17 protein-coding genes are annotated in these 14,466 nt (G+C 64.3%); 8 read left to right on the top strand and 9 right to left on the bottom strand.

The genetic code is table 11. The features are described from left to right. The first annotated feature begins 248 nt into the window (after positions 1-248). The gene (locus P0R31_RS00405) at positions 249-641 is read left to right on the top strand and encodes a hypothetical protein (protein WP_275512391.1); all 393 of its coding nucleotides are present in this window, start codon (positions 249-251) and stop codon (positions 639-641) included. 761 nt (positions 642-1,402) lie between these two features. Here the strand turns inward: P0R31_RS00405 and P0R31_RS00400 are convergent. The 4 genes from P0R31_RS00400 to P0R31_RS00385 all read right to left on the bottom strand — a co-directional run bounded on the left by P0R31_RS00400 (position 1,403) and on the right by P0R31_RS00385 (position 4,452). Continuing rightward, the gene (locus P0R31_RS00400; RefSeq protein WP_275512390.1) at positions 1,403-1,681 is read right to left on the bottom strand and encodes a hypothetical protein; all 279 of its coding nucleotides are present in this window, start codon (positions 1,679-1,681) and stop codon (positions 1,403-1,405) included. A gap of 922 nt (positions 1,682-2,603) precedes the next feature. Beyond that, a complete protein-coding gene (locus P0R31_RS00395; RefSeq protein WP_275512389.1) occupies positions 2,604-3,026 on the bottom strand; it encodes a hypothetical protein in 423 nt (140 codons plus the stop codon). A 152-nt stretch (positions 3,027-3,178) separates the two neighbouring features. Then, the gene (locus tag P0R31_RS00390) at positions 3,179-3,655 is read right to left on the bottom strand and encodes a DUF3833 family protein (RefSeq protein ID WP_275512388.1); all 477 of its coding nucleotides are present in this window, start codon (positions 3,653-3,655) and stop codon (positions 3,179-3,181) included. Positions 3,656-3,798: 143 nt separating this feature from the next. Then, positions 3,799-4,452, bottom strand: coding sequence for a TetR/AcrR family transcriptional regulator (locus tag P0R31_RS00385; protein ID WP_275512387.1), 654 nt, complete (start codon positions 4,450-4,452; stop codon positions 3,799-3,801). A 114-nt stretch (positions 4,453-4,566) separates the two neighbouring features. Between P0R31_RS00385 and P0R31_RS00380 the strand changes: the two genes are divergently transcribed. The 3 genes from P0R31_RS00380 (at position 4,567) to P0R31_RS00370 (ending at position 6,525) form a co-directional block, all read left to right on the top strand. Further along, positions 4,567-5,460 carry an NAD(P)/FAD-dependent oxidoreductase gene (locus tag P0R31_RS00380; protein WP_275512386.1) on the top strand — a complete coding sequence of 298 codons (894 nt, stop codon included), beginning with the start codon at positions 4,567-4,569 and terminating at the stop codon, positions 5,458-5,460. 21 nt (positions 5,461-5,481) lie between these two features. Further along, entirely contained in the window at positions 5,482-5,955 is a 474-nt protein-coding gene (locus P0R31_RS00375; protein ID WP_275512385.1) for a methyltransferase family protein, read from the top strand. Between the two features lie 300 nt (positions 5,956-6,255). Beyond that, positions 6,256-6,525 carry a hypothetical protein gene (locus tag P0R31_RS00370; protein ID WP_275512384.1) on the top strand — a complete coding sequence of 90 codons (270 nt, stop codon included), beginning with the start codon at positions 6,256-6,258 and terminating at the stop codon, positions 6,523-6,525. 52 nt (positions 6,526-6,577) lie between these two features. On the opposite strand, the gene P0R31_RS00365 is transcribed toward P0R31_RS00370, so the two are convergent. Beyond that, positions 6,578-7,519 (bottom strand): Ku protein, encoded by a 942-nt coding sequence (locus P0R31_RS00365; RefSeq protein ID WP_275512383.1) that lies wholly within the window; start codon positions 7,517-7,519, stop codon positions 6,578-6,580. Positions 7,520-7,737: 218 nt separating this feature from the next. Next, on the bottom strand, positions 7,738-8,535 hold the full coding sequence (locus tag P0R31_RS00360; RefSeq protein ID WP_275512382.1) for an adenylate/guanylate cyclase domain-containing protein: 798 nt from the start codon (positions 8,533-8,535) through the stop codon (positions 7,738-7,740). A gap of 154 nt (positions 8,536-8,689) precedes the next feature. Between P0R31_RS00360 and P0R31_RS00355 the strand changes: the two genes are divergently transcribed. From P0R31_RS00355 to P0R31_RS00345, 3 genes are all read left to right on the top strand, one after another. Beyond that, positions 8,690-8,896, top strand: coding sequence for a hypothetical protein (locus P0R31_RS00355; RefSeq protein ID WP_275512381.1), 207 nt, complete (start codon positions 8,690-8,692; stop codon positions 8,894-8,896). A gap of 86 nt (positions 8,897-8,982) precedes the next feature. Then, positions 8,983-9,162, top strand: coding sequence for a hypothetical protein (locus P0R31_RS00350; protein ID WP_275512380.1), 180 nt, complete (start codon positions 8,983-8,985; stop codon positions 9,160-9,162). Between the two features lie 364 nt (positions 9,163-9,526). Then, positions 9,527-9,820: a hypothetical protein gene (locus P0R31_RS00345; protein ID WP_275512379.1), complete on the top strand. Its 294-nt coding sequence runs from the start codon at positions 9,527-9,529 to the stop codon at positions 9,818-9,820. Here P0R31_RS00345 and P0R31_RS00340 read toward each other — a convergent pair. The 3 genes from P0R31_RS00340 to P0R31_RS00330 form a co-directional block, all read right to left on the bottom strand. After that, on the bottom strand, positions 9,807-11,012 hold the full coding sequence (locus tag P0R31_RS00340) for an adenylate/guanylate cyclase domain-containing protein (RefSeq protein WP_275512378.1): 1,206 nt from the start codon (positions 11,010-11,012) through the stop codon (positions 9,807-9,809). The two genes, P0R31_RS00345 and P0R31_RS00340, sit on opposite strands and share 14 nt — an antisense overlap. Before the next feature lie 104 nt (positions 11,013-11,116). After that, positions 11,117-11,701: a HutD/Ves family protein gene (locus P0R31_RS00335; RefSeq protein WP_275512377.1), complete on the bottom strand. Its 585-nt coding sequence runs from the start codon at positions 11,699-11,701 to the stop codon at positions 11,117-11,119. A 57-nt stretch (positions 11,702-11,758) separates the two neighbouring features. Further along, on the bottom strand, positions 11,759-13,849 hold the full coding sequence (locus P0R31_RS00330) for an adenylate/guanylate cyclase domain-containing protein (protein WP_275512376.1): 2,091 nt from the start codon (positions 13,847-13,849) through the stop codon (positions 11,759-11,761). 310 nt (positions 13,850-14,159) lie between these two features. Between P0R31_RS00330 and P0R31_RS00325 the strand changes: the two genes are divergently transcribed. Then, entirely contained in the window at positions 14,160-14,465 is a 306-nt protein-coding gene (locus P0R31_RS00325) for a BufA1 family periplasmic bufferin-type metallophore (protein WP_275512375.1), read from the top strand. The last annotated feature ends 1 nt before the right edge of the window (position 14,466 follow it).

Here is a 14,466-nt window from a genome sequence, read left to right as displayed (position 1 = left end):
GTGACGCGGCCTGCCTTGTAGGTTCGCCGCGTTTTGCAATGACAAGGAGCGGACTGCGTTGGTCGGCCCGCTCCTACGCGTGCGTCGCGCCGATCCGCGAGACGCTGTTCGCGAGCGGCTTGCCTGATATATGTCACCGAATTCAGTTGGATCGCCGCGTACCGGACCTACCTCTCCCTCATCACTGACCCGGCCATCGGCAACCTCGCGCGGAACGTGCCCGGACAGCGCAACAAGAGGAGTCATCCATGAGACGTGCAATCATGATTCTGGCGACAGCAGCACTCGCCTCGACGCTCGCCGTCGGCGCGGCCAATGCACATGGCGGCGGTGGTGGCGGTGGCCACGGCGGTGGTTTTGGCGGCGGCGGCTTTGGCGGCGGACATGCAGGCTTCGGCGCTGGACATGCGGGCTTCGGCGGCGGCGCGCATTTCGGCGGCATGGGCCATGAGGGAGATTTTGCCGGCGGCGCCCGGTTCGGCGGCGAGCACCTTGGCTTCGGTGGTCATGATGGAGGCCTGCGCCAGCACGCGTTTCACCACTTCCGCAGAGGCGGCTATGGATTCTACGGCGCCTATCCAGATTGCTACGACTGGTACGAGTTGCATCCCGACCTGCCGTTACCGCTGAGCTGCAGCTAACCCCCGCACTCAGCAACCATTGGTCTGGACCAGCGGGGACGCATTGCCGATCGCGTCGAGGATAGAGTCGATGAAGTGCGTCGTTCTATTCGCGCGTGGCCACGTCAGGCACGTCCTGCGGTAAGCTCGTGAGCATCGCGTCCTTCTTCCGAAGTGCGCTGCTCACGCTGTGCTTCCGTGCACTTCTGCAAAGCGGCCTGATCGCCGCGGTGGCGACCGCAGAATAGCTAAGGCGGAACCTCGCTCATCTCCCGCGATCGAGGAAGCTGTTGCGCACTCCCCTGCGCCCATCCCGACTATAAGGCCTCGACCGGCGGCGCTCGACGATCGCACATCGATCTCTCGATAGCGCTCCACCGCTTCAGACGACTTGTACTAAATTTGGCCCCGACGGTTTTCCTCGAGCAGGTTGTTCATTGCGGGCCGCGCTCGCAGCACCAAGCTCCACAAGACCACGACATCTGGACAACAAATCGCGGCATCCAACCCAAGATCCGGCGTCATCACCCATTCGACTCGCAAATCTTTGGAAGTGACCTGAAACGACTCGCACTTCCTTGTTTTTCCGACTCGCGATCTTTTGGCGACGGACACGAAATCAATGGCTTAATCGACTCGCATTTGATTGGTCCCGACAGCACTCAGGAATCGCTGAAAACGGTCGCGTACCGAAGGTGTGCGGATTGATTTTCTGATCATTCGACCTGGCGCGCTACGGTTTCTCTGCCGGAATCCGACCATCCGGATCCATTTTCAGATACTCACCGCGATCGGTGTTGAAAGCCGTGGCGCTGGGCAACGTCAGGCGTTGTCTCATAAGCCCTGTTGGACCCAAACAAGGGAGCCGCGCCGCCAGGGCGTTCCAGGCCCATTCTGCCTGCAGGCGTCAATTCGCAGTCGTTCAGCACATCCCGATCGGGATATTGCGCCTGAAACGAATCTGGATCTTGAATCGCCCACAACGGGCACTGGGCGCTCGCAGAGCTTACCGCGCCAATCGACATCATCGCTGCAATAACAAAGGTCCTGAATCCAGTCATGGTCGTGCTCCGAACTGCTGTTGTTTTCGTGCGGAGCATTCGCGCTGACTCGAACCGGCTGCTCTGTTGAAATGCGTTTCCTTCGAATTTCTTCGTTGAACATTAGGTGGGGATGCGCTCGGGAAAAACACGTGGGTGAACAATCACGCCTGCGCGAATGGCAAATCGGCATGCTCATCATTGCGTGACGCACCCCCGGCGACGAAAGACTCCAAACCGTGACGCAACGGCCAGCATGAAGCCGAGTGCGGGGTTTGCAGATTCGCACGAATTCGACCGCCAACCCGCGCGTGATGCCGAGGACGTTACCAGTCTTGCAGGCGTGGCCGATTGCGAGGGCGTGGACCGAGGCTCATCTAACTCCTCATCGTAGATCTATCGGAGAAACTGCCATGCGATCGGGTATCGTTTTGAGCCTCTTCATTATCCTGTGCGCACCCGTCAGCGCCGCGGTGGCGGGCCAGGTCCATCGGCATCATGCGACAGCGCATTCTCGTGTCTTGACGACTGGGACCGCTGCGGCCTGGGCTTATTCACCGGCACGGCCGGCCCGCCATCAACCGACCCCGCACTATAATGATCAACCAGAACCAGGTCATAATCCGTACGAGGGATGGGGTGGTTAACACGCCTCGCCGCCGCGTCGCCGCCCTTTGAGCGCGGCGAGATTGGCCCCACCTATTCCGCGCGGCTTGTCGCTCGAGCGCTGAGCTCGAAACATCACGATCGGCCATATCGAGGCGGACGGCAGAACTTCTGGACCAAGAGCAACAACCGCAGTCACTTCATCGTCAGCGGACCAGTTTCTCATCTTGATCTAGAGAAAGACAGCCGGCGATCCGGACCCTGCGGCGCAAGAGGTTGCCAGGTGCAGATGCCCATAGCGATGGACCGCTCGTTCGGTGTCGACCTCAATCCCGGTTCAGGAGGCGTTCGCCCTCGCCCGTTCGCGGGCTTCGCGGCGGCGCTCTCGGCGCTCGCGCCGGCGCTTGGCCCGGTCGGCTGGCTGCGGGAGCGGGGGACGCGGAGCAATCTCAACGACCGGTGGGGACGCCTCATCGACGGGCGACGCCAGCCTCGGCTGGCTTGGTGCCGGGCGGGCTTCCATGAACTCCAATATGTCCCGCCCCTTGGACGTCAGTCTCCAGCCGCCGCTGATGCGCTCGACCAGCCCTTGTGAAAAGATGTCGAGGTCCGGCACCCGGCTGGCGAGACGCCTCGTCCGGTCGGCCCAATCGCGGCCACTGGTTGCCAGGATGGCCATGTCGCGCTTGAGGTCGTCCATGACGGCAAAGCCGTCCGGATAGCTCACCAGGATCTTCAAGACTGTCACCTGGAAATTCAACGCCCCCGCCCCCGCCCTGGATCAATCAGCGCCAGAAGATCCCTTCCCGGGAACGCCCACCGTACTTTGCTTCGGTGCCTTCGCGATTCAAAAATGTTAATCGCGAGGAAGGGCGCGCAGGGGAGCGGGGCTGCCGCCCGGGTCGGGCGAACCTAAAGCTTCCGATACGTCACATGCGCTGTCGCGAACGGAATGCCGGCGCGCCCGGCGCTTCCGCGCACGATGCAGGCACGGTCATCGATCGCGTAGAACCAGTCATCGAAGTTCAGCTTGAACGACTTGCCATCGCCCTGGGGCGTGTCGCGCGTGTAGGTCCAATGGAAGGCACAACCGGCCTGCTCGCCGGTGGCTTCGCCGTCCAGGCGATTTTCATGGCCGGTGTATTGACCTACGCCCAGCTTGTGAATGGTCCAGCGCAGCGTGTCGCTGTGGCCGTCATCGAAGGTGTAGGTTTCGGTCAGGACGATGGTGTCGGTGTCCGCGTCCAGTTCGCCATGCGCCGTGATCGACGCGCGCTTCAGAAGCCCGCCGACGAGGCTCTCGACCACCGCCCATCCTTCCAGGCGGCCGACGAAGAACTGCTCGGGCAGAAACATGGGCGTGGTGCCGGCGAACGCATCGATGGCCATGGCGAGTCCTCAGAAGTCGATGACCACTCAAGTCGCCTCTCGGCACCAGGTTCCTCAGCAGAAAAACTGCCTGGGATAACGGTGACAGTGCACACAATTAACTCCGGCTTTCGCGGGTCCGAAGTCCTGAATTAGGTGCATTGTCACCGCGATACCGCGTCGTCCCTGCCAGCGTGCGCGGCGATGAACATGGCGACGGCCGACCGGCAATAGGATTCGATTTCCTCGTCGTCCTCTGCTCTCGCCTGATCGAAGCGTGCGATCATCAGGAGATCGGATCCTTTGAAAAGCGCGGCAAACAAGCGGGCGGATTGGAGAGGATCGGGCACATTCAGAAGCGCCTTCGCATGCAACTGACGCAACAGGCCCTCGATCTGGGCGACGACATGGGCGGGACCGGCTTCGTAATGGAGCCTGCTTAGCGACGTTTGATTGGTCTTGTCGGCCATGACCATGGCTTCGACACTGCGGACGTCCGGTCTGAGCAGCGTGCGAAGCAGTAGTGATCCCACCGCCATGAGCTGATCTTCGACCGAACCGTCGTCGCCTTCGAGAAGGGCCTGTGGTGCAAACAATTGCTGGCAGCCGGCCGCCATGGCCGCGCTGAACAGCGCCTCCTTGTTCTCGAAGTGCCTGTAGATGCTGAGCTTGGATATCTTCGCGCGGCGGGCGACGTGGTCCAATGTCGTCGCTTGAAATCCCAGCTCCACAAACAGTTCGCGCGCGGCGTCGATGATCGTTTGGCCAAGTCCCTCGTTGGCGGGCCGGCCGCGCCGGCCCTGGCTGTTTTTGGTCACGACAATTCCAGTACTTGACAGTATCATAATTCTTGAATTACGATACCACGCAGTTTCCAAAATGTCCAAGCCAATGGGTAGGTCTCGACCTGTCCTCCAACGGAGCCCATCACCATGGATGACGTCATCATCATCGGCGGCAGCTTTGCCGGTCTCGCCGGCGCCCTGCAGCTCGGCCGTGCCCGCCGCAAGGTCACCGTTCTCGACACCGGCCTGCCGCGCAACCTCTTCGCCAGCCACTCGCATGGTTTGCTGGGCCACGATCACAAGCCGCCGCTGGACATCCTGGCCGAGGCGCGGCAGCAGCTGGCGCGCTATCCCACGATCAGGCTGGTCAATGGCCGGGCCGACAGCGTCTTCGGCGCTATCGACGATTTCAACGTCCGCACGTCCGATGGCGAAAGCTTTAGGGCGCGCCGCCTGATCCTGAGCTATGGCGTCGCCGACCAGATGCCTGATGTTCCGGGCTACGCCGAAAGCTGGGGCACGTCGATCGTGCCCTGCCCGTATTGCGATGGCTTTGAAGTCGCCGGCCAGCATTGGGGCCTCGTTTGGTCCGGCCCGCAGTCGCACAATCAGGTCAGGCTGTTCCTCGATTGGACCGACAAGTTGACTGTCTTCGCCGACGGTCACGACATTCCGCCTGATGTCCGGGCCGATCTGGCGCGTCGCAACATATCTGTCGTCGATGGCCGGATCGTCGAGATCGCCCATCACAAGGGCCATATCACCACCGTCAATCTCGACACCGGCCGCACTATCGCGGTCGACATCCTGTTCGCCCATCCGCGCAACAAGCCGTCCGCAAGCCTGCATGAATCACTCGGCCTCGCCACCGTGGATACGCCCACCGGCATCGCCCTCAAGGTCGACGAACGCCGCCAAACCAGCATGCCCGGCATCTACGCCGCCGGCGACCTCACCACACCCTTCTTGCCCTCGGTCACCCAGGCATCATCGCAGGGCGCGATGGCGGGTATCTTCGCCCAGCAGTCGATGCTGGCTTAAGAGCACGGATTGGGGACGAGCATGGCCGTCGAACCCGACAGCGCGGGTGTGCGCTTCCCTCCACCCTTCATCTATCTGGGAGCGCTGCTGTTGGGGCTGGCGACGGAGCGGTTCGTCCCCCTCCGCTCGTTCGGCATCGACTGGCGGTTGCTGGTCGCGACGGGCGCGCTGCTGTTCGTTGCCGGCGCGGCGATGATGCTTGCGGCGGCGGGGCTGTTCTGGCGGCTCGGCACCAACGTTCCGCCGTCGCAGCCGACGACCCTCATCGCAACGACCGGTCCCTATCGGTTGACCCGCAATCCCATGTATCTCGGCATGGCGCTTGTCTATGCCGGCCTTGCGATCGGCTTCGACGGGCCGATCGCCCTCGCCTTGCTGCCGTTGGTGCTGGTCGCGATTCAGACGCAGGTGATCGCCCGCGAGGAGCGCTATCTGGAAGCAAAGTTCGGCGACGACTACCGCCGCTACAAGGCCAAGGTTCGCCGCTGGCTCTGACTATCCGCCGCGTCCGCCTGCGGGCCTTCTGATAACCTGGCACCGAAATCACGGTGACAGTGCTGGAGTGAATTGCGATTGCCTTGCCGATCGGCGTGAACTGGTTGCACCACTACCGGAATGCACCGCATCCTCGCCCCCGCCTGAAAGAAGACGCCGCCCCCACATCTTGCCTTCTCCACAGCCCGCCGGAACACGTGGACAAGCCCCAGCCCTGCCGTTTGCGAATCCCTGCTCCGTGCTAACCGCCGGGAACGAGCGGGCGAGCGGACGGATTCGTTCCGGCGAGGAGCGGTTCTCATGCTGATGACGAGGGAAAGACGGCCGGCGATCCGCACGCTGCGCGGATGGGCCATCCACGTGCTGCAGGAGGCCGGCGCGATCTGCGAATGCGAGGAGCACGGCTGGACCAGGGATCGTGCCGACCCGCACGCGCGCTATCGCGCGGTCGAGCTTGCGCGGCAACATCCACCGGACGGCGTCTCCGCCGATCAGGCCGTCGCGCAGCTCAACGATGTGCTCGATTCGATCGGCGATACGTGTCCGGAGTGTCCTGACGAGAGGCTATGAGGCCTGCGGCAAGGAGCTTCGCAGTAGCGTCCGTCCGGCGTCACCGGATGCTTCATGCCGATTTCCGCCGCGCTCCTGAGGCCTGCTTCTTCGCGGACGTCTCCTTGGCGGCCGCCTTCTTGCCGGCGATCGGCATCAGCATCTCCTTCTGGCCAGCCGCCGCCTTCCTCGGCTTCTTCGCCGGCTTGTCCGCCTTCGCGGGCGCAGCCTGCTTCCCGGCTTCCTTGCCGACGCTCCGCCGCAGCGCCTCCATGAGGTCGACGACGTTCTCGCCCTTCGGGCGCTCCTTCGGCCGGATCACCTTGCCGGCGCGCTTTTCGTTGATCAGGTCGATCAGCGCGGTCTCGTAATGGTCCTCGAACTTTTCGGGCGCGAAGCGTCCGGCCTTCTGGTTGACGATGTGCCTGGCGAGATCGAGCATGTCCTTGGTGACTTTCACGTCCTGGATGTCGTCGAAATATTCCTCCTCGCTGCGCACCTCGTAGGGGTAGCGCAGGAGGGTGCCGACGAGGCCCTTGTCCATCGGCTCCAGCGCGATGATGTGCTCGCGGTTGGTCAGCACCACGCGCCCGATCGCGACCTTGTTCATCTCGCGAATGGTCTCGCGAATCACCGCGAAGGCGTCGTGGCCGACCTTGCCGTCGGGCCGGATGTAATAGGGGCGGATCAGATAGCGCGGGTCGATGTCCGATTTGTCGACGAACTCGTCGATCTCGATGGCGCGCGTTGACTCCAGCGCTATCTCCTCGAGCTCTTCCTTGGATACCTCGATGTACTGCCCCTTCTCGAGCTCGTAGCCCTTGACGATGTCCTCGTTCGGCACCTCGTCGCCCGTCTCCGCATCGACTTTCACGTATTTGATGCGGTGGCCGGTCTGCCGGTTGAGCTGGTTGAACGAGATCTTCTCGCTCTCGGACGTCGCCGGATAGAGCGCCACGGGACAGGTGACGAGGGACAGTCTCAGGAAGCCTTTCCAATTGGCGCGCGGGGCCATGTACGCAGAACTCCGGTTCGAGGCGGCTTGGATTCAAGACGAACGGCGGGCCTAGGTTCCGACATGGCATGGAACAGAAAAGCGCGGGACATCCGACGGCCGACCGCAACCGCCGATCGGCTCAATCCGGCCCGAAATGGCGCGAAACGCTTGTTTGGAAACTTGAATAGCCGGAGCCTTCCATCTGGGCGCAGCCTCGCAAGGGCCGTCCAGTCCCGTCACCCCTCCACCCGCCACAGCCGCCACCGCTCCGGGACGCCCTTCAGCCGGTGCACGCCGTGATCCCGCAGTGCGATCGCCGCCTGCGCCGTCATCAGCTCCTTCACCGCGCTCGATACCAAGACCTCGCCGGCGCGCGCTTTCGCGGCGATGCGGGTGCCGATGTGGAAAGCAAGGCCGACCATCTCGCCGCCGCTGATGGTGTATTCGCCGGCGTGCAGGCCCACGCGGATTTCGAGGCCGAGCGTGCGCACGGCTTTCTGGATCGACGTGGCGCAGGCGATGCCGGCGGCAGGCTTCTTGAAGGTTGCCAGAACACCGTCGCCGGTGGTCACGACCTCCTTGCCGCCGCACGTCTTCAGCTCCTTGCGCACCGCCGCGTAGTAATGGCCCATGACCTTGGTCCAGCGCGCATCGCCGAGCTTGGCCGCCTTCGCGGTGGAGCCGACGATGTCGACGATCAGGATGGTGGCGAGCGCCTGCTTGAGCTCGGCCCCGCGTGCGGCCGACGGCCGCCGGTTCGCGATCGTGCCGGTCAGCGGCTCATAGCGATGGCTGCGGCGCCGCGCGATCGCGGCTTTGGTGTAGTCCTGCGCGCGCTGCGCGGTGCCGCAACGAACGGTCTTCTCCTGCGGCAGGCGCGACCAATAGACCTTGCGCGCGGCTCCGGTGCCATGCACCTCCACCGCACCCCATTTCAGGAAGACCGCCGAACCGACCCGCCTGACGCACCACGCCTTCGAGGTGTATCCAGAAACGTTCGACTGATGGACACCGATGCGGAGGAATTTGGGCATGAAGGCGCGGCCGATGGAAGGACCGTTGGGCGATGTGAAGAAGCCTATTCGGAGAGTTCCGCATCGGCAATAGGCGCTCGCGCGCGGTTCTCGATCCCCGCCGATTGGCACTTTCTGCGGCAAGGCGCGTTGCGGCGTTGTCGAGGAGGCGCCGATGACCAAGACCAAAGCTGCCCACGCGCAAGACGCAAAGATTCCGACGCAAACAGCGCTCAATCCCGGTGACGAAGCCCCGCCTGGAACCAAGGGCACCGGCGACGACGTCTGTCCCGATTGTCACGGCAAGGGACGCATCGACGGCGCGCCTTGCGCCACCTGCGGCGGGAGCGGCACCATCACGCGGGCGGTCGGCGGCGCCTGACGCCGCCTGGTCCAGCGGCTTCATCTTCGTCGCAACGATCGACCCTTCACGTGTGTTTTCCCCAACTGGAGACAGTGAGGCGCACCATGAACAAGACGACCGGACTGACACCCGACGACTTTCCGATCGAAGCCGACAAGGACAAGCTGAAGACACACAAGGGCGAGCCGGTGGGCACGGCGAAGACTGAGCAGATTGCGGACGAGATCGCCGACCGGCTGAACGAGCACGCCCACCAGGAAGAGCAGGACCGCTGGTCAGCCTAAAGCGCGATGAGATTTGGATGAATCGTCATCGCGCTTTAGGTCTTTGTTTGAGCATGATCCTTTCGGAAAACCGCTTCACACTTTTCCGGATCATGCTCTAGTTCAGCGGATTTGCGGCCGCGCCATCGAATTTGGAACGACCACGCGTTCCCGCGCATTGGCCTTTGGCCGGCGTCTCACCATTCCGGCAAATGGCGGCCTCGGCTCAAGCCCCGCCCCCGGATGCCGGGCCGGGGCCGCCTAGAGCGCGATGCGATTAGGATGAACCGTCATCGCGCTCTAGGTTATTGTTTGAGCATGATCTTTTCGGAAAACCGCTGCGCACTTTTCCGGATCATGCACTAGGCCGAGCACAGGAGCGGACATGAAAGCACTCGTCATAGCAGGGCTCATCGCGGCGCTCGCCTCGTCTCCTTCCGCCTTCGCGCAAAGCGGCGCGGGACCGTCGCGGACGGGCTCCGGCATCAACTCGACCGGCACCGGCGGCACCACCGGCGCGGGCGCCTCCAGCCTCAATACGTCATCGGACGCCAACAGCGGCGGCGCCAGTGCACCGGCGAAGTCGTCAACCATGAGGCCGGGCGACAACGATCCGGCCAGGCAGACCCAGGGCGGCCAGCAGGCCCTGCCGAACGCCCCCGGAACTAGCCGGAAATAGCGCGTGCCGGATAGGCATACAGCTCGATCGGAGCGTTGAAGCCGCGCACCTCGTGCCGGCCGACATGCTCCAGCGCGAACTCCTTCTCGACAAGCTCGGCGAAATCGCGTGACAACAGCACGTTCCGGCCGAGCGTCTTGGTCAGCGCTTCCAGGCGGGAGGCCATGTTGACGGCAGGGCCGATCACCGTGAAATCCAGCCGCTGGGCCGATCCGATATTGCCGTACATGACGTCGCCGACATGAACGCCGATGCCGTAGTTCAGGGGCGCGCGGCCGGTCGCGCCATTACGCTCGTTGAGCGCGGCCATGGCTCCCCTCGCCTCGGCCACCGCGTGCAGAAGATTGGCGCAGGCGTTCGGCTGCTGAAGCGGGAAGATGGCGAGCAGCCCGTCGCCGATGAATTTCAGAATCTCGCCGCCGTGCCGCGCGATCGGCTCCGACATCGCGTCGAAATAATCGTTGAGCAGGTCGATGACGTCGTCGCGCGGCCAGTTGTCGGAGATCTTGGTGAAGTCCCTGAGGTCGCAGATCATGATCGCCGCCCGCACCGTCGTGCCGGTGCCGCGCCTTGTGGCGCCGGCCAGGATCAGCTCGCCGGCATGCGAGCCGACATAGGTCTCCAGCAGCGTGCGCGCCAGGCGGTTCTTGATGCGGATCTCGCTGACCAGCGCCAACACCGGCAACAGCTTCTTCAGGCCGGCGATGTGGACATCGTCGAAACCGCCGGGACGATCAGTGGCGAAGGTCACAACGTGGCGCTTGCCGAGCGTGTGCAGCAGCGGCCAGGCCACATAGTCGGTCATGCCCAGCGACCGCATGTCGTCATAGAGGGCATGTTTGCGACCGAGCGAGGAATCCTGTTCGAGCTTTTCGCGGACCTCGTCGGCGCCGTCATGGATCTCGTTGGCGGAGCTGCCGATATATTCGGACCGCTCGCGAACGTCATAGTCGGCCAGCGTGATCTCCGCCTCGCGCTTGCCGTCGGACCACATCATGCGGGCGCCCAGCCATTGCGGGTGATGGATCATCACGTGAAGCGTCGACCGCTTGAGTGGGATGCCCGCCTGCTGCAGGCGGATGCACATCTGCGCGAAGATATCGTCGATGTAGCGCTCGTCGCGCGTGCCGTTGGTCAGCCAGTCGATGACGCCGTCGGCCTGCGTTGGGGCGTATGTGTCTGGCGCGTTCATATCCTGCCCCTCGAGCTGGCATCTTTAGCGAAGCAGATATCGTGTGCCGGCCGGGCGGCGTCAACCTGGCCAGTTGCATGGATTGTGCGCATCGGTCCGAGGTTCTAGACCAAGAGCCGGATCGACCCCAGCACCGCCAGGCCCGCGACGAGCGCAAGCTGCGACGGCGCGGCCAGCTCCAGCTTCAGCGTGCCGGTGCGGGGAATCGCAAATTCCTCATTGTCGAGGCGGATGCGGCATTCGCCGCGCGGGGCGTAGACCAGATGCGTGCCGGCGCCGAGGTGCCATTCGCCGGGCTGCTTCAGCGCTAGGAGATCGATCTCCGCCGCACCGCGCCGCGCCATGAGGTTCACGACCTCGACGGGACCGGCCTCGAGCGCGGTCACGATCTGATCCTCGCCGGTGAAACGCACCGTCGTAAAAGGTTCACGCTCGTCGAATTCCTGCGTCGGCGACTTCAGCACCAGCCCGCGGCCCTCGACGACCATCTGCAAGCGGTCGATGCCGGGCATATGGGAGAAGGGACCGGGCGCAAGAATCGGCGTCGACGCGAAGCGCCAGAGCAGGCTGTCCCAGTCCTTGCGCGGCGCATCGGCCCGATGCGCATCGGCGATGTCGGTGAAGATGCCGCCGCCGTTCTTCCACGGCGAGCGGGTGTAGTTTTCAGGATTGAACAGCGTCGTTTTCATGCTTAGCGGCCGTCCGGGACGTTGGGGCTTGTACCCGATTGTAGCGCGGTTAGAGCGCTATTTCGACGCCAATGCCGCCACAGGCCGCCAGCTGACGTCGGGCGCAGCTGCAGCGAGCCGACGGCAGCGGTCACGCATCAGCTCGGCCGGGCGATCGTCGCCGCGCTGCTTCAGCACCGCCTCGAAATCGGCCAGCGCATCGGCAAAGCGGCGGGCGCGATAGGCGGCGAGGCCGCGCTCGTAGTCGGCGATCCAGCCGATGCTGCCAACCGCCATCTCGTTCACCATCCCGATCAGCTCGTGAACGGAGAGTCCCTCCTCGCGTCCGTAGACCGCGATGCTGTCGACCTCGCGCGCGACGACGGCACCGCGCGCCAGACGTTCGGTCGCCGCGCCGATCAGGATCTGTGTGCCGTAGGATTTGTTGGCGCCTTCGAGCCGGCTCGCGACGTTCACGGCATCGCCGATCACGGTGTAGTTCAGCCGCAGCTCCGAACCGATATTGCCGACCAGCATGCGGCCGGAATTGATGCCAATGCGGATCTGGAGCGGCTGACCGAGATCGTCGACGAGGCCCGATTCGTCGATCGCCCGGCGGCAGGCGAGCGCGGCGCGGCAGCATCGCGCGGCGTGATCGCCTTGCGGCTGCGGCGCGCCCCAGAACGCCATCACGGCATCGCCGATAAACTTGTCGATGGTGCCGCCATTGGCGACGATGATCTCCGAGGTGAGGTCGAGATAGCGCGACAGCAGCGGCACGACGCGATCGCCGAGCCGCTCCGACAGTCCGGTGAAGCCGGCGATGTCGATGAACATCACGCTGAGCTCCTGAACGCTGCCGCCGGGCTTCGCCTCGACGCCCTGGCGCAGCAGGCCACGGACGAGATCGGCCGGGATGAACTTGCGGAATGCGGACAGGCCGGCCGCCATCTCCGCGATCGCACCCGACAGGCTTGCGATCTCCTTCAGCCGCGACGGATGGCGACGGACCTGCTCCAGCGCGAAGGCTTCGACATGGCGCAGTTCGCCGACGACGCGCGACAGCGGCGCGGCGATGACGGACCGCGCCAGCATCGCCGAGGCCAGCGCCGCGAGCACGGCGCCGACGGCGAGACCGAGGATGAGCCGGTGCAATGTCGTCTCGACCGGCCCGAGAAATTCGGCCTCGGGAATCACGGTCGCGAGCGACCAGCCGGGAAACGGCAGCGGCGTCAGCGCAACCTCATAGGCCGCGCCGCCCGAGATGAGCCGACTTCGCCACGCCTCCTTGCGGCCGGCGTCCCCGGCCTGGTCGAGCGCTGCGCGCGCCAGCGGCAGCAGCGCCGTGTCGCCACGCGCCGGATGGAGCTCGTCGGCGTCCTTATCGGGCGCCGCGACAAGCTCACCGCTGCCGTCGACGATGAAGGCGGTGCCGGTGCGCCCGACCTCCAGCTGCGACAGGAAGCGCGCGAGCCTGGTATATTCGATGATGACGGCAAGCACGCCTTGGCGCTCCTGGTAGACGTCGATCGGGCCGGCGAAGGCGATCGACGGCCGCTCGCCGGTCGCGTGGTCCATCACCCTGAACCATTGCGGGTCGTCCGCGCCGAGGCCGGCCTTGAACCAGGCCTGATCGGCGACGCGGAAATCGGTCGGCTCGAAGCGGCGGTTGGCGAACTCGATGTCGCCGGGCACCACGTCGTATTCGTCGACGCGGCGCTCGCCCGGATGATCCGTCAGCGAGATCTCCATCATCTCCAGGCGCCGATCGCCGAGCTTGTGCGCGGCGAAGAAGGAGCCGTCAGGCCAGCCGAACGCGACCCAGGAAATCGTGGCCTGCGATTGCAATTGCGAGAGGAAGACGAATTCGCGCTTGTCGGCCTCGCGGGTGTCGAGCACGTTCTGGAGGAATAGCGTGCGGATCGCGGTGTGCGCGGCCCGCGCCTCGTCGACGATGGCCGAGACCTCCTTGCGCACCGCCGCGACGATCTGCTCGTTGATGGTCGAGGCGAGCTGCCGGCTGGCCGCCTCCGCCGTGCGCCACCATAGCAGGCTGGAGAGCGCCGCGGTCAGCAGGATCGCGGCGAGGACCAGCGCGGAGACCGCAAGGCGGATGCTCACCGTCATCCTTGCGATCGCGCGAAGCTGGCGTCCGGGATCGACATTCATGGTTTTATCCGCCTTTGGGTGGGCGCGACTCCTGTCATCGCTCTACGCAGATTTCCTACCGTCCGTTACCTCTGCCAAGTTTGGTCAGACGCATCCAATGCTCTCGCTCTAACGTGTCGATAGCGCCAAGGCATTGGCTTTACCCCCCACTTGCCCGCTACTCCTCACCCAAGCGCACCGCCCGTGCGCCCGATCCCAACCGGTCTCACGGATTTGTGAGCAGTCCGCCGTAACGCGGGCGGCACGCGGAGCGAAGGAGACCATGCGCGCATCCCCGCCAGGCGATGCCACCTCGAACAGGAGAACCTCGATGTCTGCCAAACATACCGTCACCTCCCTGGTCTTCGCCGGTGCGATGTCGACCGCCCTCGCGACCCTTGCCTCCGCCGCCCCTCTGAGCAAGGCCGAAGCCGATGCCGCCGTCGCCGCCAAGAAAGAGAAGTGCTTCGGCGTCGCACTGAAAGGCCAGAACGATTGCGCGGCGGGACCGGGCACCACCTGCCAGGGCACCTCGACCGTGGACTACCAGGGTAATGCCTGGAAATTCGTCAAGGGCGGCACCTGCACCAGCATCGAGCTGCCGGGCGGCAAGAAGGGTTCGCTGAAGCCGGTGTAAC

The organism is Bradyrhizobium yuanmingense (genome assembly GCF_029167105.1).
GTDB classification, from domain to species: domain Bacteria; phylum Pseudomonadota; class Alphaproteobacteria; order Rhizobiales; family Xanthobacteraceae; genus Bradyrhizobium; species Bradyrhizobium yuanmingense_A.
The sequence above is the reverse complement of the archived record's forward strand: the minus strand, read 5'-3'. Positions and strand labels throughout refer to the sequence as shown.

What these genes read in the sequence shown, in the direction of transcription:
- P0R31_RS00405 (WP_275512391.1), top strand. Translation starts at nt 249, where the DNA reads ATGAGACGTGCAATCATGATTCTGGCGACAGCAGCACTCGCCTCGACG.
- P0R31_RS00400 (WP_275512390.1), bottom strand. Translation starts at nt 1,681, where the DNA reads ATGACTGGATTCAGGACCTTTGTTATTGCAGCGATGATGTCGATTGGC.
- P0R31_RS00390 (WP_275512388.1), bottom strand. Translation starts at nt 3,655, where the DNA reads ATGGCCATCGATGCGTTCGCCGGCACCACGCCCATGTTTCTGCCCGAG.
- P0R31_RS00380 (WP_275512386.1), top strand. Translation starts at nt 4,567, where the DNA reads ATGGATGACGTCATCATCATCGGCGGCAGCTTTGCCGGTCTCGCCGGC.
- P0R31_RS00375 (WP_275512385.1), top strand. Translation starts at nt 5,482, where the DNA reads ATGGCCGTCGAACCCGACAGCGCGGGTGTGCGCTTCCCTCCACCCTTC.
- P0R31_RS00370 (WP_275512384.1), top strand. Translation starts at nt 6,256, where the DNA reads ATGCTGATGACGAGGGAAAGACGGCCGGCGATCCGCACGCTGCGCGGA.
- P0R31_RS00365 (WP_275512383.1), bottom strand. Translation starts at nt 7,519, where the DNA reads ATGGCCCCGCGCGCCAATTGGAAAGGCTTCCTGAGACTGTCCCTCGTC.
- P0R31_RS00360 (WP_275512382.1), bottom strand. Translation starts at nt 8,535, where the DNA reads ATGCCCAAATTCCTCCGCATCGGTGTCCATCAGTCGAACGTTTCTGGA.
- P0R31_RS00355 (WP_275512381.1), top strand. Translation starts at nt 8,690, where the DNA reads ATGACCAAGACCAAAGCTGCCCACGCGCAAGACGCAAAGATTCCGACG.
- P0R31_RS00350 (WP_275512380.1), top strand. Translation starts at nt 8,983, where the DNA reads ATGAACAAGACGACCGGACTGACACCCGACGACTTTCCGATCGAAGCC.
- P0R31_RS00345 (WP_275512379.1), top strand. Translation starts at nt 9,527, where the DNA reads ATGAAAGCACTCGTCATAGCAGGGCTCATCGCGGCGCTCGCCTCGTCT.
- P0R31_RS00340 (WP_275512378.1), bottom strand. Translation starts at nt 11,012, where the DNA reads ATGAACGCGCCAGACACATACGCCCCAACGCAGGCCGACGGCGTCATC.
- P0R31_RS00335 (WP_275512377.1), bottom strand. Translation starts at nt 11,701, where the DNA reads ATGAAAACGACGCTGTTCAATCCTGAAAACTACACCCGCTCGCCGTGG.
- P0R31_RS00330 (WP_275512376.1), bottom strand. Translation starts at nt 13,849, where the DNA reads ATGAATGTCGATCCCGGACGCCAGCTTCGCGCGATCGCAAGGATGACG.
- P0R31_RS00325 (WP_275512375.1), top strand. Translation starts at nt 14,160, where the DNA reads ATGTCTGCCAAACATACCGTCACCTCCCTGGTCTTCGCCGGTGCGATG.